The organism is Paenibacillus turicensis, assembly GCF_050461185.1.
In the GTDB taxonomy this organism is placed as follows: domain Bacteria; phylum Bacillota; class Bacilli; order Paenibacillales; family Paenibacillaceae; genus Fontibacillus; species Fontibacillus turicensis_A.
In genome coordinates, this window is sequence record NZ_JBCMOR010000005.1 from 643,732 (window position 1) to 662,403 (window position 18,672).

General features: G+C 38.9%; 20 protein-coding genes. 12 read left to right on the forward strand and 8 right to left on the reverse strand.

The features are described 5' to 3' along the window. The first annotated feature begins 115 nt into the window (after positions 1-115). Both ABE099_RS05020 and ABE099_RS05025 read left to right on the forward strand, forming a co-directional pair. On the forward strand, positions 116-1,645 hold the full coding sequence (locus tag ABE099_RS05020) for an alpha-N-arabinofuranosidase (protein WP_430030480.1): 1,530 nt from the start codon (positions 116-118) through the stop codon (positions 1,643-1,645). A 26-nt stretch (positions 1,646-1,671) separates the two neighbouring features. Continuing rightward, the gene (locus ABE099_RS05025; RefSeq protein WP_430027950.1) at positions 1,672-1,947 is read left to right on the forward strand and encodes a hypothetical protein; all 276 of its coding nucleotides are present in this window, start codon (positions 1,672-1,674) and stop codon (positions 1,945-1,947) included. Positions 1,948-2,003: 56 nt separating this feature from the next. On the opposite strand, the gene ABE099_RS05030 is transcribed toward ABE099_RS05025, so the two are convergent. Beyond that, on the reverse strand, positions 2,004-2,912 hold the full coding sequence (locus ABE099_RS05030) for an ArsR/SmtB family transcription factor (RefSeq protein WP_210089448.1): 909 nt from the start codon (positions 2,910-2,912) through the stop codon (positions 2,004-2,006). A gap of 371 nt (positions 2,913-3,283) precedes the next feature. Here ABE099_RS05030 and ABE099_RS05035 point away from each other — a divergent pair, with 371 nt between their 5' ends. Next, on the forward strand, positions 3,284-4,576 hold the full coding sequence (locus ABE099_RS05035; protein ID WP_430027953.1) for a glycoside hydrolase family 27 protein: 1,293 nt from the start codon (positions 3,284-3,286) through the stop codon (positions 4,574-4,576). Between the two features lie 38 nt (positions 4,577-4,614). Here the strand turns inward: ABE099_RS05035 and ABE099_RS05040 are convergent, their stop codons facing one another. Together ABE099_RS05040 and ABE099_RS05045 are read right to left on the reverse strand one after the other, a co-directional pair. After that, positions 4,615-5,010 carry a GNAT family N-acetyltransferase gene (locus tag ABE099_RS05040; RefSeq protein ID WP_430027956.1) on the reverse strand — a complete coding sequence of 132 codons (396 nt, stop codon included), beginning with the start codon at positions 5,008-5,010 and terminating at the stop codon, positions 4,615-4,617. Positions 5,011-5,090: 80 nt separating this feature from the next. Continuing rightward, positions 5,091-5,486, reverse strand: coding sequence for a hypothetical protein (locus ABE099_RS05045; RefSeq protein ID WP_430027958.1), 396 nt, complete (start codon positions 5,484-5,486; stop codon positions 5,091-5,093). Between the two features lie 108 nt (positions 5,487-5,594). Here ABE099_RS05045 and ABE099_RS05050 point away from each other — a divergent pair, with 108 nt between their 5' ends. Both ABE099_RS05050 and ABE099_RS05055 read left to right on the forward strand, forming a co-directional pair. Then, entirely contained in the window at positions 5,595-5,954 is a 360-nt protein-coding gene (locus ABE099_RS05050; protein WP_430027961.1) for a hypothetical protein, read from the forward strand. Positions 5,955-6,176: 222 nt separating this feature from the next. Continuing rightward, positions 6,177-6,602 carry a GNAT family N-acetyltransferase gene (locus ABE099_RS05055; RefSeq protein WP_430027963.1) on the forward strand — a complete coding sequence of 142 codons (426 nt, stop codon included), beginning with the start codon at positions 6,177-6,179 and terminating at the stop codon, positions 6,600-6,602. A gap of 107 nt (positions 6,603-6,709) precedes the next feature. Here the strand turns inward: ABE099_RS05055 and ABE099_RS05060 are convergent, their stop codons facing one another. Beyond that, entirely contained in the window at positions 6,710-7,384 is a 675-nt protein-coding gene (locus ABE099_RS05060) for a tetratricopeptide repeat protein (protein WP_430027965.1), read from the reverse strand. A 193-nt stretch (positions 7,385-7,577) separates the two neighbouring features. Here ABE099_RS05060 and gpmA point away from each other — a divergent pair, with 193 nt between their 5' ends. Further along, positions 7,578-8,327 (forward strand): 2,3-diphosphoglycerate-dependent phosphoglycerate mutase, encoded by a 750-nt coding sequence (gene gpmA, locus ABE099_RS05065; RefSeq protein WP_430027967.1) that lies wholly within the window; start codon positions 7,578-7,580, stop codon positions 8,325-8,327. A 132-nt stretch (positions 8,328-8,459) separates the two neighbouring features. On the opposite strand, the gene ABE099_RS05070 is transcribed toward gpmA, so the two are convergent. Beyond that, positions 8,460-9,116, reverse strand: coding sequence for a hypothetical protein (locus tag ABE099_RS05070; RefSeq protein WP_430027969.1), 657 nt, complete (start codon positions 9,114-9,116; stop codon positions 8,460-8,462). A 251-nt stretch (positions 9,117-9,367) separates the two neighbouring features. Here ABE099_RS05070 and ABE099_RS05075 point away from each other — a divergent pair, with 251 nt between their 5' ends. The 5 genes from ABE099_RS05075 to ABE099_RS05095 all read left to right on the forward strand — a co-directional run bounded on the left by ABE099_RS05075 (position 9,368) and on the right by ABE099_RS05095 (position 15,717). Then, positions 9,368-10,759, forward strand: a complete 1,392-nt coding sequence (locus ABE099_RS05075) for an MATE family efflux transporter (RefSeq protein ID WP_430027971.1) — start codon at positions 9,368-9,370, stop codon at positions 10,757-10,759. Positions 10,760-10,803: 44 nt separating this feature from the next. Beyond that, complete coding sequence (locus ABE099_RS05080; protein ID WP_430027972.1) at positions 10,804-11,421, forward strand: hypothetical protein; 618 nt, start codon at positions 10,804-10,806, stop codon at positions 11,419-11,421. A 138-nt stretch (positions 11,422-11,559) separates the two neighbouring features. Then, positions 11,560-12,006, forward strand: a complete 447-nt coding sequence (locus ABE099_RS05085; protein ID WP_430027974.1) for a hypothetical protein — start codon at positions 11,560-11,562, stop codon at positions 12,004-12,006. Positions 12,007-12,098: 92 nt separating this feature from the next. Then, entirely contained in the window at positions 12,099-13,610 is a 1,512-nt protein-coding gene (locus tag ABE099_RS05090) for an RtcB family protein (RefSeq protein ID WP_430027976.1), read from the forward strand. Between the two features lie 64 nt (positions 13,611-13,674). Then, the gene (locus ABE099_RS05095; protein WP_430027978.1) at positions 13,675-15,717 is read left to right on the forward strand and encodes a GTP-binding protein; all 2,043 of its coding nucleotides are present in this window, start codon (positions 13,675-13,677) and stop codon (positions 15,715-15,717) included. A gap of 25 nt (positions 15,718-15,742) precedes the next feature. Here ABE099_RS05095 and ABE099_RS05100 read toward each other — a convergent pair whose 3' ends face one another. Beyond that, positions 15,743-16,633 carry an alpha/beta fold hydrolase gene (locus tag ABE099_RS05100; RefSeq protein WP_430027980.1) on the reverse strand — a complete coding sequence of 297 codons (891 nt, stop codon included), beginning with the start codon at positions 16,631-16,633 and terminating at the stop codon, positions 15,743-15,745. Beyond that, complete coding sequence (locus ABE099_RS05105) at positions 16,620-17,339, reverse strand: TetR/AcrR family transcriptional regulator (protein ID WP_430027982.1); 720 nt, start codon at positions 17,337-17,339, stop codon at positions 16,620-16,622. Before ABE099_RS05105 ends, ABE099_RS05100 begins: the two co-directional genes overlap by 14 nt. Positions 17,340-17,609: 270 nt before the next feature. Here ABE099_RS05105 and ABE099_RS05110 point away from each other — a divergent pair, with 270 nt between their 5' ends. Further along, the gene (locus ABE099_RS05110) at positions 17,610-17,957 is read left to right on the forward strand and encodes a hypothetical protein (RefSeq protein ID WP_430027984.1); all 348 of its coding nucleotides are present in this window, start codon (positions 17,610-17,612) and stop codon (positions 17,955-17,957) included. A gap of 81 nt (positions 17,958-18,038) precedes the next feature. Here ABE099_RS05110 and ABE099_RS05115 read toward each other — a convergent pair whose 3' ends face one another. Continuing rightward, the gene (locus ABE099_RS05115; protein WP_430027986.1) at positions 18,039-18,569 is read right to left on the reverse strand and encodes a hypothetical protein; all 531 of its coding nucleotides are present in this window, start codon (positions 18,567-18,569) and stop codon (positions 18,039-18,041) included. Positions 18,570-18,672: the final 103 nt, after the last annotated feature.

Genomic DNA, 18,672 nt, shown 5'->3' on the forward strand with positions numbered 1-18,672 from the left:
TGGATAACTCTCCTTATTTGCTGGAAGTATGCATTCTATGATTTTAATTTACTTGATTGAGATTGACGATACAATAGTAACGTTTTATAATATTAATAAATTCATTAATCAATTAATGTTTATATTAATCAATGGAAGGTGGCTTTTTAATTTGACTTCACAAGGTATCCTTAATGGAGATGTACGTAAGGGCGTTATTGATAAAAATATTTATGGTCATTTCTCTGAGCATCTAGGACGTTGTATTTATGAAGGCATGTGGGTAGGGGAAGATTCTAAAATCCCGAATACAAAGGGAATTCGTAATGACGTTTTGGAAGCGCTTAAAAATTTATCTATTCCTGTGCTTCGTTGGCCGGGTGGTTGCTTCGCGGATGAATACCATTGGAAAGATGGGATTGGTGCACCTGAAAATCGTAAAACGATGGTAAACACACATTGGGGTGGCGTCGTAGAAAATAATCACTTTGGTACACATGAGTTTATGATGCTTTGTGACATGCTTGGCTGTGAGCCGTATATTAACGGAAATGTAGGTAGTGGTACAGTGCAAGAGATGGCGGAGTGGGTAGAGTATCTTACATTTGAAGGTATTTCTCCTATGGCTAAATTACGTGCTGAAAATGGACGCCAAGAGCCTTGGAAGGTGAAATATTTTGGCGTTGGTAATGAGAACTGGGGTTGTGGCGGCAATATGCGTCCGCAATATTATGCTGATCTTTATCGTCGTTACCAGACCTATGTCCGTAACTATGGGGACAACAAAATTCATCGTATTGCCTGCGGACCTAACGTAGACGATTACAATTGGATGGAAGTACTGATGCGTGAAGCTACACCTTATATGGATTCCATTACGTTGCATTATTATACTGTTCCTGGCCCACGTTGGGAGGAAAAGAGATTTGCGACTGGCTTCGCTGAGGATGAGTGGTTTGAGACGCTAGACAAAGCATTGCATATGGATGAATTAATTACACGTCATAAAACGATTATGGATAAATATGATCCTAACAAACGTGTAGGTTTGATTGTAGACGAGTGGGGAACTTGGTATGAAGTTGAGCCAGGAACTAACCCAGGATTTTTATATCAGCAAAATAGTATTCGGGATGCGCTTGTAGCGGGTGCTACGTTGCACATTTTCCATAATCATAACGATCGCGTGCGCATGGCGAATTTGGCGCAACTTGTTAATGTATTACAGGCCGTGATTTTAACAGAGGGCGACAAAATGCTGAAAACACCAACTTATCATGTACTTGATATGTTCAAGGTGCATCAAGATGCAGAACGCCTTGATTTATCCCTAACAGATACTAGCACTTATAAGTATGGAGATAAGGAAATTCCAGAGGTGTCTGTGTCGGCATCTATCAATGCAGAAGGAACGATTCATATTAGCTTGTGTAACTTGAATCCAAATACTGCATCTAACGTTTCACTACAGCTTCGTGGTGTAGCAACGGATAACACTAAAATTACAGGAACTACGCTGACAGGTGATAGTATGGACGCGCATAATACATTTGATCAAAGTGATCGTGTTGCGCCGAAGTCATTTACAGCGTTTAAACTAGAAGCAGGAAGCTTAAGCATTGAGTTGCCAGCCATGTCTGTCACTATGCTTGAACTAAAGGCTTAATGCAAAGCAGACAGGAGGGGAGTGTCATGACTCAAGGATGCAAAGGATGCAGTCCAGAATTTAAAGTTACAGATGAACGTATTCGGCGTATTCTTGACCAAGCCTCCTTATTTCCGCCTGAGCGTTGTGTATCAGATGAACAATATCAAGCGCGTTTGGCTAAATGCGCGGATTGCCCTAAGCTACAGGATGGGATCACGTGCTTGTTATGTGGTTGTCTAATTCCTGTCGTTGCGAAATGGAAGGATCGTAGCTGTCCCATGCCAGGAGATAACCGATGGGAAAGTGAGCTAACCAGTTAAATCATAATTAAAGAGCCTACCCTTTGTAGTGGATAGGCTCTTTGGTGTATTAATAATTACTCTTCATAATACGTTTTAAAAGTAATATCCTGATTGTAGTTGCCAAAGCCTTTACCGTACAAAGTAAAGCCACCGACATTTTTGGCATCATGTTCAACAGCAAAACGTAAATTCCAACTGTTACGGGTTTGCTTTAAATCTTGAAGGCTCGTTTGTGAAATTTGTTGACCATCGATAAACGTACCTTCATCGCTAATTCGTATAATTTTCAGCAAGCCATATTGATTCGTATTGTCGGACCACCATTTAGGTGTATACGTGCCACGACCGTTTCCAGAGTCACCAGGGCTAGTCCAGAAGCCAAGCGGAATATCGTTTAAGTAGAAAGAAATATCTGAGGGCCAATTTTCAGCGATGCCAGGCGCTTCGGAGCTAATTTCCATTGAAATTTCAATTTCGGTTAAACGTTGCGAGGACAACACGTAGTTTGGAATGTGATATTCTACGAAACCTGTTCCGAACCACAAAATGTTCGCATCTACCCGCTCTGGATCATAAAAATAACGGGGCTCATCAAATTGACCGATAACTTTTTCTGTTGTTGCCAAGCCACAGGTAGGCTCTACTGCAAACTTCATGTAATGCCCGACAGGAATAGACACTTCATGGAAATGACGCATCGTTGTATTTTGAGTAGGAAATAAAAGCTGAACTCCTTCTACACAAAGGCGATTAATTTTATGCGTACCACCATTAATACGCTCAAGCTTAGATTCGACAATGCCTGCTTCTTGAAGCTTGCGAACATGAGAGGTCACAATAGCGCTACTTATATGTAAATTGGCAGCGAGGTCTTTGTTATTCATAGGCTGTTTAGCTAGCAATTCGATCATCTTGAGTCTAACATCACTAGCAAGCGCTTCATATAAGGGCAGCCATTTTAAATCGGTTGAAGCTTGAATCATGTATCATTCCTCCATGAATTAATAATTGAATTATATCATTAATGAATATATTAATCCAAGCGTTAATAAAAATACGAAATTAAGTATAGGCTCAATACAATAATCAGTGCTTGACAATCCATGAAGTAAGAGGCTACGTAGCAGGGAGTGGCTTCAACCGCTGTTAAGGCCCCAATTTCTTTATAGCATGTGTTGAAAGGATGAAATTGTGACCTTAAAGGCGGGCGCGTTCGCTTCTCCACCATCTCCCTGCTCCTTCGCTTCGTTAGCTTATTGTCAAGTACCGATTCTTAAGTTGAGCCCAAATATAGGCTCTTTATTTAGAGCCTCTAATATGAATCCAAATTTTTAAGATAAGGATGGTATAAAAAATGGGAACACAAATGAGTAAAGTTGCTGTAACGCCACCTATGGGCTGGAATAGCTGGGACTGCTATGGGGCTAGTGTAAACGAAGAAGAGATTCGGGGCAATGCCAAGTATATGGCTACACATCTAAAGCAATATGGGTGGGAGTATGTCGTTGTGGATATTCAGTGGTATGAGCCAGGTGCATACTCTCATGAATATCGTTCATTTACTGAGCTTGAAATGGATGAATATTCTAGACTTATGCCTGCTGTGAATCGCTTTCCGTCTGCGGAGGGTGGCAAGGGCTTTAAACCGCTTAGTGACTATGTACATGATTTGGGTTTAAAGTTTGGAATTCATATTATGCGTGGTATTCCTCGCCAAGCTGTTCACAGAAATACTCCGATTTTAGGAACAACAGTTACTGCACGACAGATCGCCCATCCGAATTCAATTTGTCCATGGAATACAGATATGTATGGGGTAGATTGTACAAAAGAGGGCGCACAGCAATATTACAATTCATTATTTGAGCTATATGCGCAGTGGGGTGTTGATTTTGTCAAGGTAGATGATATTGCCGCTTCAAGGTTATATGGTATTCACGATCAGGAAATCGAAATGATTCGTAAAGCGATAGATCATTGTGGGAGACCGATGGTGTTAAGTTTGTCCCCTGGGCCTGCACCAAGAGAAGAGGCTGAGCTGTTAACAGCAAATGCAAATATGTGGAGAATGACGGATGATTTCTGGGATTCTTGGCGTTTGCTCGCGGATATGTTTGAGCGTTGTGAAAAATGGGAAGGGATTAGCGGGGAAGGGAATTGGCCTGACTGTGACATGCTGCCTTTAGGAAATATTCGAGTACGTACTCATTCTGATCATGAACCTAAATGGAGTCAATTTACAAAGAATGAGCAAGTAACGATGATGACCCTATGGAGTATTTTCCGTTCACCTTTATTTTTTGGCGGGGAACTACGTAACAATGACGAGTGGACACTAAAGTTAATTACGAATCCTGAAGTCATTAGAATCACGACACATTCCAATCAAAATAAGCAAGTATATCGTACTGATTCGCAAGCGGTATGGACTGCACTTGATGAAGATGGAAGTATTTATGTAGCGATGTTTAACCTTAGTGAGCAAAAGGAGCAAGTAAAGGTAAACTTCTCTGAGCTAGGGTTAGCTGAGGATACAAACTATGCTGTTCGCGATTTATGGCTAAGAGAAGATGTCGGAACGAAATCAGAAGTGTTACAGGTAGAGTTAGCAGCGCATGGAGCAGGTTTATTTAAACTTACAGCATAATAAAGGCAATAGCAAAACAAAGGCCAGATGTCCAATCACTAACGCTTTCGTTTAATTAAAAAGGCGTTATTCGCAAGCTCAAAGCCTACTTTAGGATAATAGTCCATTGCAGTGGGCGCAGACAATAAAAGCAGTGAAACCTCATCGCCAAGATGGTCACGTACATGTTGAATGAGAGCTTCACCAATCCCTTGCTGTTGGTGTGACTTAGCGACTGCAAGATCAGATAGATAACAGCAATAGCTGAAGTCACTGATCGCTCTAGCCACACCAACTAGCGTATCGTTATCCCATGCCGTATATAAAATATCACAATGCTTTATCATGTTGCTAATTCGCTCAGGCTGATCAAGGGGACGTTTAATGCCAGATGAACGAAATAACTCAATCAACTGGGTTGCAGTAATTTCTTGCCCTATCTTATATGTAATCATAGGTAGGCATTCCTCCTTCATTTAGTGAACATTATTATATATAAAATGTGATCATGCTTTTTTTCTATATCTTTGACTTTTTAAAATTGGGCTTTTAATTTTTCCGAAACTATAATTTGCTCTTGCTTTAGCTCATGGAGTGCATGTAACAGTACGTTTTTTTCTTCCTCGTCCTTAGTTTGACTGATTGCAAGGAATAAGCTGATCATATTCGTATTAATTTCATCGAGTCGATCCCATAGCTTTGTGGAGGTAGTGTCACTTTCAACATCTTTAATACCCTTAACTTTCTCAGTACCCTGAATATACTTAATTTCCTCAGTAGTTTCATTTAAAGAAAAATTAGAATTATGCAGTTGTTTTAACTGTTGAATAATCGCTTGTTGCCATTCTACATCATGAAGCTGCTTTGCATAATTGAGTAAATCTAGGTAATCATTAACGGTCTCATACATACTATAAACGGCTTTTGACATGATGCCAACTCCAATCTTAATTTATATTTACCGAGTATTATACTAGGAATTATGTGAATTGCAAGTAATTTCGGTTGGAGAGTATGTAGTAATTTTAAGGAGATAAAAATGGCTAAATATTTTTATTATACAGGCTTATTTTTGAGCCTGCTTTTTCAGGTGTTTTTGGAATTTCTTTTCTCCTCGGATATTCCTATTGCAATTAACAACCATGAATTAAATTATTTTGTGATTTATTCGGTATTAATTATTGCTGTCTTCCTTGTATTAAAAAAGATCCCTGGGGTAGAAAATAAGAATATATTTTTAATTACCTTTAGTTTTGTCTGCTTGTGGTTACTTATTTCGCTAAAAATATTAGATTTAGTAGAGGTTCCTCCTTACCTATATATAATTAATCTTGTAGGTATATTAACACCTTTAACACTTCTGTTGGCTTCACTCATTAATAGAAAAAGAGATTTGTAGACCGGGAGGATTAACCTATAGGTAATTTTGTCCCATAAAAATGAAAAGAAAGGAGGTTATTTAAAACTATCCCCTTTCTTTCTTATGATTTATCCTTCTTCAGCTAACTAACTCAATAGTGATAGGGGAGCATCAGCGGGGCGTTAATGGAATGTAAATTTTACTATTTGGTATTTTTATGGTACAGTTTCATGCGAGATAGTTGGATAAGAGGTGAAAGGCATGTTAGTTAATGTTTCTTCAAAGGTAGAAGAGGCTTCAATAAAGGAGCTCCTAGAATATGCAGTATTTGCTGATCCAGATGCTTTACAGAAGGTGATGAAGCAATATGCTGAAGATGACCGTATTTTATACGCATTAGAGGATCAGGAGGAATACGTAGCATTAATAGGTGTGAAACCCGCTAAAGACGGTATCATGGAATTAAAGCACCTTGTTGTACGTCCTGACGAACGGATGAAAGGGTATGGACGAGGCATTATTGTGGAATTGCTGTTAGAAGAAAAGCCAGCCGTACTAGAGGCGATAACAGATGATACCACTGTGGATTTCTTCCGCAATCTTGGATTTCAAATTATTGATTTCATTGATGAGTCTGGCAGAGAATATTATAAATGCATCTATGATGCTGAAGATGAAGAAGATTGATAATTAAAGTAATTTGATAAACGAGGAAGAGAATAACAAAGGTAGGTTCCGTGAAGGAGCCTACCTTTTTTGACTATAAATTTAAAGTATATGTCATAGGGTTAAATTCAGCCTGTCATCTTAGCAAAATTACAACGGAGTGCCCATTTACGTTCTTTGCGCTTTTGATATTTTGGCAATGCCCGATAAATACCAGCACCTTCTGTCCAAGCTTGCTTTGCTTTCTCGTTATGACCCATGTTTTTGTATAATTTGCCTAGTAAGTAATATGCCTCGATGGACGAGGAATTAATTTCACTATATTTCGCCGCATATTGTAGAGCAAGCTCAGGTTCACTTGTTGCAAGTGTTAGTGCTAATTGCAAATAAGGTTCACCGTATTTTACACGATCATTCATAGCTAATGCTTGACTAATATCCCGCCTCCCCTCTGTAATTAACCCTAATTTTAAAGCGCTAATTCCTCGATCACTCCAATAATCTGCCGAATTTGCGAGTGCTTGTTCCACACCAAGGAAGATGTCATAGGCTTCTTGATATTTCTTGCGTTCCATCAATAGTCTTGCCAGCTCTCGTCTGGAAGAGACATCATGTGGACTCATCGCTATCTGTTGACGTAGCTTAGAAATTTGCGATAGTCGCTTAAAAGGCTTAGTTAAACTAGGGAAAATTCCAACAAAGCTACGATCTAAAATATAAATAATAAAAAGGACAAGAAGGATCGCTAGGATCGGATTGCCGGTTAACCATGATAATAAGAAAAAGATGCCGAGTTTGCTCAAGCTGTAATCACCTCTTAAAAAATTTTAATACGTTGTTGTGGTTGCTTCTGGAATTATATCACAATATAGTAAACTACATAACTCCCTTGTTTTGCTGAAAGATGCATTAGGAAATGAAGAGGTGTATATTGAGAGTATAAAGGTAATGAAAGTAATGAAAGTATAACAGATATGATGGAAGGGATGTGGGCCCATGCATAAGCTCGTATTAATTAGACATGGCGAAAGTAAATGGAATCAAGCTAATCTTTTTACAGGCTGGACGGATGTGGATTTATCCCTAAAAGGCGTACAAGAAGCACAGCAAGCAGGCAAATGGCTCAAGGAAGAGCAGTTTGTATTTGATATCGCCTATACCTCTTATTTAAAAAGAGCGATTAAAACGTTAGATTATGTACTAGAGGAAATGGACTTGTTATGGATTCCAGTACATAAGACATGGCAGCTTAATGAACGTCATTATGGTGCGCTCCAAGGGTTAAGTAAAGAAACCACAGCACAAAAGTATGGGGAAGAGCAAGTGATGTTATGGCGTAGAAGCTATGATGTGCTTCCACCAGCACTTACGGCAGACGATGAGCGTTATCCTCGTCATGATGTGAAATATAAAGACCTGCCAGATGAGGCTGTACCCACAGCGGAAAGTCTGAAGGAGACCGTTGTCCGCGTAGAGGATTACTGGGAAAAGGAAATTGCCCCGCAAATAAAGGAGGGCAAAAAGGTCATTATTGCTGCGCATGGCAATAGTTTACGAGCATTAATTAAATTTTTGGAAAATTTAACTGCGGATGAGGTCATCGATCTTAATGTACCTACAGGGACTCCTTTAGTGTATACATTAGACGAGCATTTACATCCGATTGAGAAATATTATCTTGGTTCTGAGCAGCATGTTGCTCAAAAAATTAAAGAAGTTGCGCATCCAGATAATATCATGGAATAACTAAATCACATAAACGAAGTGAGATTTAATTAATATGAAAAAGAAAAAGAACCTTCACTACCATTAATTTGTGGTGCAAGGTTCTTTTCAAGTGTAAGGTTCCTTTTAAATCCTTTGCTAAAGGAAATTACATCAAATCATAAACATAAAGCACATTAGCGGTAGCGCCTTTTTATAGTCCTTACCAACAACCAAGTAAGCAGAACCAAATAGAAATCCATAAAAGGCAGTAAATAAACCTGCTTGAATACTCCCTTTTGAAACGATATGCATAAGTCCCCACGATAAAGCAAGTACAATCCCACCATAAGGGAACACCTCATTATTAAACCACTTTTCACAAGCACGTTGACCAAAAATAACAATGAGAGAAATTAAAAAAGCCTCAAGGACATAATAAATATATTGAAAGCTAAATTTTAAGCCTCCTAGTGTTTGATATTCTATCCACGGCTTAAAGCCACCCCAATCGATGTAATGCGCAATTACGGATACGACCATACAAAGTAAAACGCCTATGTATTGCCACTTCTTAAACTTACTTGTATATCCCCATAAATCAAAATCATATTTGTTTTTTGCTAACTGAATGAGCAATATCCCTACAGCTAACCATAAAATACTCGTGATAATCCAATGAATAATATGTTGTGCCACAGTAAATGTGTTCATCTGCATTCCAAAAAGGGGTTCGATGAGATTTACTAACACAAGCTCTAAACCGATACCTGCAAATGCGTATAAAGCTAAATATAAATAATCAAAACCTTTAATTTTCTTTTCCATCATGAGAAGTAACCTCCATTTAACTTTACACAAGATTCGCTTTATTGTATCTGATTTTTTGGTACATGACTGTGCCAAATTTATCACTATGTTCATCATTAAATCATGTTATTTTAATCATATTAATAAAACTATTTTATTATATTGACAGATTTTTGTTATAGGAGTATCATGTAGCGGGTGTTGCTATTAAAGCTTACAATTAAGTTAGAAACAGGAAATGCAAAAAAATACGACAAAAAGAAAGTGATACTATGGAGACCGCAATCGTAAAGAGGAAAACTCAAGGTGTATTAACGAAATACTTGTCAGGTAGCTCAATGGATTATCGTCAAATTATTAGTTTGTTTATCCCGTTGTTGATTGATCAGGCATTTATAGTTGGTCTTAACATTTTAAACACATCGATGATTAGCTCCTCAGGCGTAGAGGCTGTAAGTGCTGTCAATATGGTAGATTCAATCAATTTATTTTTACTTAGCGTCATTATTGCTGTTGCAACAGGTGGAACGGTAGTGGTAGCCCAATATAAAGGGAGTCGCAATGATGTTATGGTATCTAAGTCCGCAGCAGGAACCGTATCGTCTGTGGCTTTGCTGTCCTTTGGAATAGGCTTATTTATTATCGTATTACATAACCCTTTATTAAATCTTTTATTTGGTCAAGCAGACCCTTTGGTTTTTGAGAACGCTAGAATTTATTTAATAGGCAGTGGCATTTCTTATGTTGGGATCGGGATTGTTGAGGCGGTGTGTAGTGCATTAAGAGGGATTGGTAAAATGCGTGCTTCCCTCGTATTATCGCTTATTATGAATCTCGTATACGTTGGCTTAAATATGTTATTTATTCATGGCCTTCATATGGGAATTTACGGGATGACGATTTCAGTGAATTTGGCAAGATACCTTGCCGCGGGGTGCGCGATTTATTACTTGATTCGTGTCGATCATAGCTTACATTTGAAGCTAAAAGAACTGATTCATGTTAATTTAACGATGCTTAAAAAAATTATGTTTATTGGTTTACCGTTTGCGGCAGAACAGATGTTTTTTAACGGCGGTAAAATTTTAACTCAAATTTTTATCGTTAGCTTAGGGACAAATGCGATTGCAACAAATGCGATAGCGGCCTCATTATCGATGTTATTTCAAATCCCATCTAATGCACTGATGTTGACCTTAATCACTGTCGTAGGGCAATGTGTGGGGCAAAAAAATATAGAGGACGCAAGAAAGTTTATTAGGTCATTTATATGGTTGTCCTCAGGCTTATTGTTGCTAATGGGGCTACTCTGCATGCCATTTTTCAATACGCTCATTTCATTTTTTCAACCACCGCAAGAGATCGTCAGTGATATATTTTGGATTTTAATGATAACATTGATTGGGCAAATTTCGTTATGGTCGATTAGCTTTATGACGCCAGCAGCTCTTCGCGCCGCAGGAGATGCTAAATATACGTCGATGGTTTCGATGTTAAGCATGTGGTTATTCCGGGTTGTGCTTGGTTATATATTAGGTATTACATTAGGATATGGAATTATGGGCGTCTGGGTTGCGATGAATTTGGAGTGGGGCGTCAGGGGATTGTTGTTCCTACGTAGATATAAAGGTGAGTTGTGGTATCAGCATAAATTAATTGATTAAACAAAAGAGAATGATGTAAAAGAGAGTGATAGCGGGGTGGAAGGATGAAAAGGTTTGTAGATCAGTTAGGAGAGCCGTTTTCTTTTTATTCCATTCTATCTGAAGGAGCCCCTGTTGCAGTGCGATGTCCGAATTGTCAAGGTTTAGCCCGAATTATAAAAGTGAAAAAGGAGTCTACTTCCTTTATTCAGGTGCATTGCACACAATGCATGTATGTTCAACGAGAGCAGGCTCAATATCGTTATCGGGCTAGTGGAATATGCGACACCTGTGAACGTTGGTATAACTTGGAGATTAACAATCAACAGCAGTGGGGGCATAAGCATATTCATATAAAGTGTCCCTATTGTCATGAGCTAAATCAAACTGTCTTACAAAAAACACAGGTATCATGCTACTACAAAAGTGATATTAAGCAAGGGCATGATCCTATCTTTAATCTGGAATATTACTATAAGGATAACTACCAAGGGAAACCGGTATGGGCACTGAATCAGGAGCATTTAAGTTATTTAATTGATTATATTTCAGCAGATTTAAGAGAGAAACCTTCTCGTTTTATACACCGTACAGCTTCGTATCGCTTACCCAAATATATGAAGTTAGCTAAAAATCGAGCGGGAATTATTAAGCTGTTAACTAAACTTAGTGAGCAAAAATAGGACTAAAAGTCTTGTTTTTGCTTTTTTATTTAAAAAAAATACAAATTACCCCCTCATAAGACCTATTTTTGCAAAGACTACTATAATAATTAATAGTTTTAAAATAGAAATGTTTTCTGTTAGAGAGGGAGTATTAAAATGAAAAAAATGTTCTGTTCAGCGTTATCGATTATCCTGTTGATTACAATGTTGTTTGTACAACCCGTTCATGTGGATGCGGCAAACAAAAAAGCGAAAGCGGACAAAACGGTTAATGTTACAGTTACTTTCGTTAGTGCTAAGCTAGTAGAAAATGATCATGTAGGCAATGAGTGGGCAACCGAAGCAACAATTAATGGCAAGGTGATTGCAGAAGGTAAATCTGTAAAGCTGAAATTAAAGCCAAGTGATAACATCAAATTAAGTGCATATGCAGAAGAGCAGGATAAAATCCCTGATTACAATGAAGAAGAAGCATCCATTAAAGTATCTTCGATTAAAAAGACGCTTAATAAGAAACTCAAAGTGATTGTAACTGAAAATCGGGGCAGATACTCAGGAAACGAGGCGAAATGGGAGTTTACGTTTAAGATTGCAAAAAAATAAGCATTGTTGTGAATGCTATTTTAATCCAGTAAAGTTTAACTAAAACTTTTCTTTACCTTAATGCCCTTTTGCTTTTGTTATAACATGGAATTATGGAAAATAACATTCAAAAACAATGGAATAATAGAACAAAAAGTAAGACCCCTGTCTCCTTCTTCATTCATGACGATGTCAAAATAGAGAAAAATGCGATAGAGGAGCTTGAGCGTCTATTGACTTTAGAACAATACATCAACCAGCTTAAGCAAGCAGATCCTCATTTTTTAGGTCGCAATGCAAAGCTTAGAGAAGTTGCCATTACGCCGGATTTTCATAAGGGTGCAGGTATACCGATTGGAACAACGATGTTTACGGAAGGGTTTGTCATTCCACAAGCGGTTGGAAAGGATATTAATTGTGGAATGCGATTTTATACGACGGATTTGAAGGAGGAAGAGATCAGAGCACATTTGCCACGTCTTGAATGGAAGATTAGTCACGTCTTTTTTGAGGGCGGACGTGATATCCCGATGACATCTGTGCAACGTGAGGCTATTTTAAAAAGAGGATTAATTGGAATACAAGAATCACATGCAACGCTTAAAAATGAAGGAATCTGGAAGTATTATGATGCGAAGCAGCAAGAGTCTGATTTGTCGAATGTGAACAAAATGGGTTCCTTTATCACCAATGAAGCGCTTGGCTTTGAGCAATTTATCGGTACTACTAGCTTAAGTCGGGATGCACAGATTGGCTCGATTGGTGGGGGCAATCATTTTGTAGAAGTGCAAAAGGTAAAGAGAATACATGACCATGCTATTGCAAATGAATGGAACATTCATGAGGGGCAAATTGTATTTATGATTCACACTGGTTCAGTTAGTGTTGGGCATCAAAGTGCACTGTATATTAAAGAAATGATGAAGAAAATTTATCCGTCTAACCTAACTCATCCGGAAAACGATATCTACATTTTACCTAAATCAGAACGTTATGAGCAGGAGTGGCAAGCGTTTTGGAGCCTGCTGCATAATGCCGCTAATTTTGCGTTTGCGAATCGTCTTTTTCTTGGTTTGATGCTGTATAAGTCATTATCTGAAGAAATAAGAGACTTCCATTATGAATTGCTGTATGATGCTCCGCATAACTATGTGTGGGAGGAAACAGTGGATGGCGTAGAGGGCTTCTTACATCGTAAAGGCTCATGTACAGCGAAGTCAGCAGAGCAGATGAGTGCCACTCCTTTTTATGCTACGGGTGAACCTGTTATGATTCCTGGCTCCATGGGGGCGCATAGCTTTTTATTAGCAGGCAAAGGAAATCGTGATAGTCTGTGTAGTGCTAGTCATGGCGCAGGACGACAACGCTCGCGAGGAAGTTCACTTCAAGTGGATGATGCCTTGTTCAGACAATTTATAGAGAATTTCACGATTATTAATCCGATTGATCCGAAGCGTCCTGATCTACGAAATCGCAGAGATATTATACAGAAGTGGGAAGATGAACTGAAGAAGGAAGCCCCCTATGCGTATAAGGATATTACGTCTGTCATTCAGTCCCATATCGACTATGGGATGGCAGATATTGTAGCTGAGATGGAGCCTGTTTTTACGATTAAGGGATAGGACATCCCCTGCTCATTCTCTGTTTATATTTGATATAATATGGAGAAGAAGTGGGGGATGAAGCTTGAAGCAAACGGTAGGCTTATTTGCGCATGTGGATGCTGGCAAAACAACTTTTGCAGAGCAATTATTGTATATATCTAGCAGTATAGGACAAGCGGGCCGAGTAGATCATCAAAATGCTTTTATGGATCGTCATGTGATTGAGAAAGAAAGAGGCATTACGGTTTTTGCAGATCAGGCGATATTAAGCTGGAACGGAAAAACCTTTAATTTGATTGATACACCAGGTCATGTGGATTTTTCATCTGAAATGGAGCGGGCAATGTCTGTTATGGATTATGCGGTGGTGCTGATTAGTGCTGTAGAAGGTGTGGAGGCACATACGGAAACGGTGTGGGAGCTTCTTTCTAAGCGTCACATTCCAACTCTGTTTTTTATTAATAAGGTAGATCGTGAAGGTGCAGATATAGATAAAGTGCTGAGGGGAATTCATCATCAATTGACGACACAGGTTAGTGATTTTACTAATCAAATTGCTGCTAGAAGTTTTTTAGAGACTTGGACAGAAGAACAGGTGGCCTCTTTAGCCGAGCAAGATGATGAAATTATGGAGAAATACATAGAGGGTAATTATGATCTAGCACAGGATACTGCTTATTTCCGTCAGCGATGGATTGCTAAATTTCAAGCAGGAGAGCTATTTCCGTGCTTATCTGGATCAGCTTTGTCTGGAGCAGGGGTTGAAATGTTTTTAAATATGCTAGAAGCAGTGACTAAAGATAGAACTGAACGAGTTCCTGAGGGTTCTGTTATGTCTGATCAGTCTAATCTGATTAAAGTTGACCATGAATCAGCTACAACAGCTCCATTTGTAGGGAAAGTGTATAAAATTCGTTATGATAAGCAAGGCGTTCGTTATACGTACATGAAGGCGCTCGCGGGTTCATTAAAGATAAGGGACACAATAAGTTACCACACGGCTACAGAGAGCTTTCATGAAAAAATAACAAAAATTGTGCTTGTTCATGGGGAAGAGCTGAGGTCTGTTCAGGATGTCCAGATGGGTGATTTATTTGCGGTATGTGGTTTAACCGCTTTACCTGCGGGGGCTGTCGTTGGCAATGAACAAAAAAATGTTTCGTATGAACTAGAGCCAGCCCTTCGTGCACGTGTCATTATTTTATCGAAGGAGCATCCTCGCATCGTTTGGTCTTATTTTTGCAGATTAAATGATGAAGATCCTGCTTTGCAGGCAAGCTGGTTTGAAAAAACGGGGGAAATCCATATCGCGGTAATGGGTTTGATACAACTTGAGGTGTTAATACGGGTTGTGTTAGAGCGGTTTGGCGTTGCGATCGCCTTTGATCATCCAGAAATTATTTATAAAGAAACGATATCAAGTTCAGTATTTGGTTATGGGCATTTTGAGCCATTAGGACATTATGCAGAAGTCCATTTAAAGCTGGAGCCAGGAGCAAGTGGCACAGGAATTGTAGTGAAAAATGATTGTCATCCTGATGATTTAGCAGTGGGATACCAAAATTTAGTGCTACAGCATTTACAGGAAAGGGAGCATCATGGCATGCTAACGGGCTCTGCATTATCAGATGTTGTCATTACGTTAGTAAATGGACGTGCACATGTGAAGCATACAAGTGGAGGAGATTTTAAAGAGGCTACTTATCGAGCATTACGTCAAGGCTTAGAAAAAGTAGAATCTATATTACTTGAACCTTATTATGATGTGAAGATCACAGCTGAGTTAGATCGGGTTGGTAAGATTATGCAGGACATCAGTGAAGCACATGGAAAATTTGAACCTCCAGATCTAAGTGATACCCATGCCATTATAACTGGAATTGTACCCGTGTCAGCTTGGCTAGATTATGGAGTAAAGCTTGCCTCATATAGCCAAGGAAGGGCAACCATGGGCTTGAAGCTAGCAGGTTATTTTCCGTGTCACATGCAAGATGAGATTATACAACGTATAGCCTATCGAAAGGATGCAGACCCAGAGTATACATCCAGCTCGATTTTTTGTGCAAAAGGTCAAGGGTTTTCTGTCCCTTGGGATGAAGCAGAGGAGCAAATGCACGGACTGTAGCTTTGTAGTTTAAGTTTACTTTTTCCTATTTATCTCCTAGTAAATAGCCGATCACAATCTCATTCACTTGATCCGCGATCTCGTGATTAATTCCATGACCGACCTGTGGGAAAAATTGTGCGTTCATTTTATATTGTAATAAAGCCTCTTTTCCGCCTAGTTGTGCAAAGGGGTCATCTTCTCCAACTAAATACAAGGTTTTGTCACGGATTACTTTAATTTGCTCTTCATTAAAATGTACAATTTTATGATAACGCATAGCCATATTGTTAAAGCCTTTGAGAAGATAGCAGTAATGTTCAAATAGGGTGGGATCATCTGTAAATATGCGGTGATTAGCGCCCGTTAATTTTCGTAAAAGTCGAGTTATATTATTTTTAGTCGGAAATAGGGCTTCTGGAAGGAAGACCTTCATCATAACTTTCATACTACCAAAATTACCAATAGGAAGAGAGCCAGCCATACAAACTAGCTTTATGACTTGATCTGGACGCGAAACCGCATACTTTTGTGCAAGATACGTGCCGTTAGATACCCCAGCCATATAAACTTTTTGTAACGAAGAGATTGAAAGAAGTGAAAGAATCTCATCAATCCACTGGACAACGTCAAATGTGGCATTGTAATTTTCGTTCGGACGACTTTTACCTGGCCCACCAATTGTGTCAATCGCAATCACTCGAAAGTGTTCTGATAGTGCTTTCGCGTTATACACCCACATCAGCGCTGAGTTATCGCCGACACCATGAAACAATACAAGCGGGGGAAGGTGCTCTTTGCCACACAGTATCACATGTGTCATCCCATAGGAGGTATTCAAGTCTCGTTCTTCTAAATCTACATTCCATAACTTAAGAAACTTATCATAAGAAGACATCACATTTTGTTCAGCTTTGCTATTTTTATAAACCTTCATGATATTCCACCCCTTGCCGATTAGTGCTTGTAGCAACCAGTTGTTCAAGGTAATCGTTCCATCGTTCATAGTTAATCCCTAATCCTTGAAAGCAAAATTGAACAACATTCCTCACACTTTGAACTCTATCTTCTACTAGGTTTTGTTTTCCCTCCATGAGTTTTGCATATTCGAAAGCATTAGCGACAAATACAGACCAGAAGCTATTTGCAGCTTGATCTGGATTCGTATCGGGGATGATTTTCTGTGTTACTCCTTCGCCAATTATAGTTGCTAATGTCTCCTTATGTAGCTTAGATTTGAGTACACCCTCATCCCAGCCCTCAGTCCCAAATACAGCATAGGCATCAAATGGAACCCGTATACTGAACTGCAAAATACGGGGATTTTCTTCATTGATTACAAACATGTGATAGCAATAGTAGACTAGGCGTTCTACAGGGTTAAGACCTTCTGATTGTGTAACAATGTTGTTGGAGAGGGCATAACTCTTTTCAAACATGACGGTAAATAGCTCCCTAAACAACTCCTTTTTCGTCTTGTAATAATAATACAGTAGACCTTTAGCTAACCCAGCTTCCTTCGCCACCATATCCATATCTGTACCATGAAATCCAAATCGAATATATGTAGTCAAGGCAGCATCAAGGATTTGCTGACGTCTTGCTTCTCTGACTTGTTCATTTTTCTCTGCATTTCGTGCCATCATTTCACCTCGATTAGTTATTGACTTAATTTCAAGTCAATTTAAATTATAGACGTTTCAATATATTTCCACAAGGGGGAAATTTATTATAATCGGCTCAATCTTAAAATCATAAGAAAGCTAATTAGGAAAGGTTATAAGAGAAGTAAAATAAGATAAACATAGGAAAAACCTGTTCGGCTCCATAAAGATTGGGAGATGTGTCTTAAACTTACCTTGTAAAGCATACCTATTAAAGCATAACTATGAAACAAAGGGAGGGTGCTTTAAATGGAATTGAAGGTTGCAAATTACTTTGAATTAAAGCAGCAGCAAAAGGAAATCGAAGCGAAGCTTGCCGTATTGCGGGATGACATTGTGAATTACCTTGTGGAGCAAGGTACATATGAAACACAGGTTGGGGAATACAAAGTGAAGACAATTGTACAGCAACGACATGAATATGATGATCAAAAGCTTCTGGAGTCATTACCTGATCCTGACTTGTGGCGATTATTATCTAAGGTGGATAATCAAAAGCTTAAAAGCTTGCTCAAGCTAAAGGTATTGTCGGAGGAACAAGTCCAGCCTGCGCTGACGGTGAAGCAGGTGACGGTGTTGCAGGTGGAGAAGGTTTAATCTAAAATGTTCCCCCATGAACCTTCCATCTCGAATTTAATAAATCGGTTCATGGGGTAAGCTTATTTTTTAAATATTTAATCAAGGCGTTAGTAAAGCTATCAATTCCTCTATATCGCTCCGAATATCATCATCCCCATGCTCAGCTAGAATCCGCTTGAACACAGGTAATGCCTCCTGCAATAACACATAACTAAAATAGTAGTAGCTACGAAAAGCTTGGATGTCGTAACCTATCGCTTCTTCTTCTTCCCATTCGAGCTCATCTTCCTCTTCATCCACAGGCCATAAATATTTTTCATCAAGTAACATGTCCATCGTTTTAACCGCTATGCTGGAATCTAAACTTAGTTCTTCAATAGGAATAACCCCAGCAACAGCGAGATACAAGTGAACTTCATCTGCACTGATTTGTTCAGGTTGCTTTTCTCTAAGCTCTTGGAGTAAAACTCGCAATACCCATGGCGTTACCTGCCACAAGGTGCCTTGATGCTCAATAAGTTCACTGATTTTTCGATATTTTTTATCAGCAATAAGCTGTGGAATCTCAGTTCCTCTACCATAGGCGGTGGTTATTCGTTGCCAAGGAATGCTACCTAGTGTGTAGGTCATGTCATGGGTCTCCATTTCTATAGTGATTTATTATAAGAACTAGCTGTACAAATATAATACTATAAATGATAATCGGATATAAAATTTTGGGTATGTAAGCTCT

What these genes read in the sequence shown, in the direction of transcription:
- ABE099_RS05040 (WP_430027956.1), bottom strand. Translation starts at nt 5,010, where the DNA reads ATGATTACATATAAGATAGGGCAAGAAATTACTGCAACCCAGTTGATT.
- ABE099_RS05110 (WP_430027984.1), top strand. Translation starts at nt 17,610, where the DNA reads ATGGAATTGAAGGTTGCAAATTACTTTGAATTAAAGCAGCAGCAAAAG.
- gpmA (WP_430027967.1), top strand. Translation starts at nt 7,578, where the DNA reads ATGCATAAGCTCGTATTAATTAGACATGGCGAAAGTAAATGGAATCAA.
- ABE099_RS05080 (WP_430027972.1), top strand. Translation starts at nt 10,804, where the DNA reads ATGAAAAGGTTTGTAGATCAGTTAGGAGAGCCGTTTTCTTTTTATTCC.
- ABE099_RS05045 (WP_430027958.1), bottom strand. Translation starts at nt 5,486, where the DNA reads ATGTCAAAAGCCGTTTATAGTATGTATGAGACCGTTAATGATTACCTA.
- ABE099_RS05035 (WP_430027953.1), top strand. Translation starts at nt 3,284, where the DNA reads ATGGGAACACAAATGAGTAAAGTTGCTGTAACGCCACCTATGGGCTGG.
- ABE099_RS05030 (WP_210089448.1), bottom strand. Translation starts at nt 2,912, where the DNA reads ATGATTCAAGCTTCAACCGATTTAAAATGGCTGCCCTTATATGAAGCG.
- ABE099_RS05020 (WP_430030480.1), top strand. Translation starts at nt 116, where the DNA reads ATGTTTATATTAATCAATGGAAGGTGGCTTTTTAATTTGACTTCACAA.
- ABE099_RS05025 (WP_430027950.1), top strand. Translation starts at nt 1,672, where the DNA reads ATGACTCAAGGATGCAAAGGATGCAGTCCAGAATTTAAAGTTACAGAT.
- ABE099_RS05115 (WP_430027986.1), bottom strand. Translation starts at nt 18,569, where the DNA reads ATGACCTACACACTAGGTAGCATTCCTTGGCAACGAATAACCACCGCC.
- ABE099_RS05085 (WP_430027974.1), top strand. Translation starts at nt 11,560, where the DNA reads ATGAAAAAAATGTTCTGTTCAGCGTTATCGATTATCCTGTTGATTACA.
- ABE099_RS05090 (WP_430027976.1), top strand. Translation starts at nt 12,099, where the DNA reads ATGGAAAATAACATTCAAAAACAATGGAATAATAGAACAAAAAGTAAG.
- ABE099_RS05100 (WP_430027980.1), bottom strand. Translation starts at nt 16,633, where the DNA reads ATGAAGGTTTATAAAAATAGCAAAGCTGAACAAAATGTGATGTCTTCT.
- ABE099_RS05070 (WP_430027969.1), bottom strand. Translation starts at nt 9,116, where the DNA reads ATGATGGAAAAGAAAATTAAAGGTTTTGATTATTTATATTTAGCTTTA.
- ABE099_RS05055 (WP_430027963.1), top strand. Translation starts at nt 6,177, where the DNA reads ATGTTAGTTAATGTTTCTTCAAAGGTAGAAGAGGCTTCAATAAAGGAG.
- ABE099_RS05105 (WP_430027982.1), bottom strand. Translation starts at nt 17,339, where the DNA reads ATGGCACGAAATGCAGAGAAAAATGAACAAGTCAGAGAAGCAAGACGT.
- ABE099_RS05075 (WP_430027971.1), top strand. Translation starts at nt 9,368, where the DNA reads ATGGAGACCGCAATCGTAAAGAGGAAAACTCAAGGTGTATTAACGAAA.
- ABE099_RS05050 (WP_430027961.1), top strand. Translation starts at nt 5,595, where the DNA reads ATGGCTAAATATTTTTATTATACAGGCTTATTTTTGAGCCTGCTTTTT.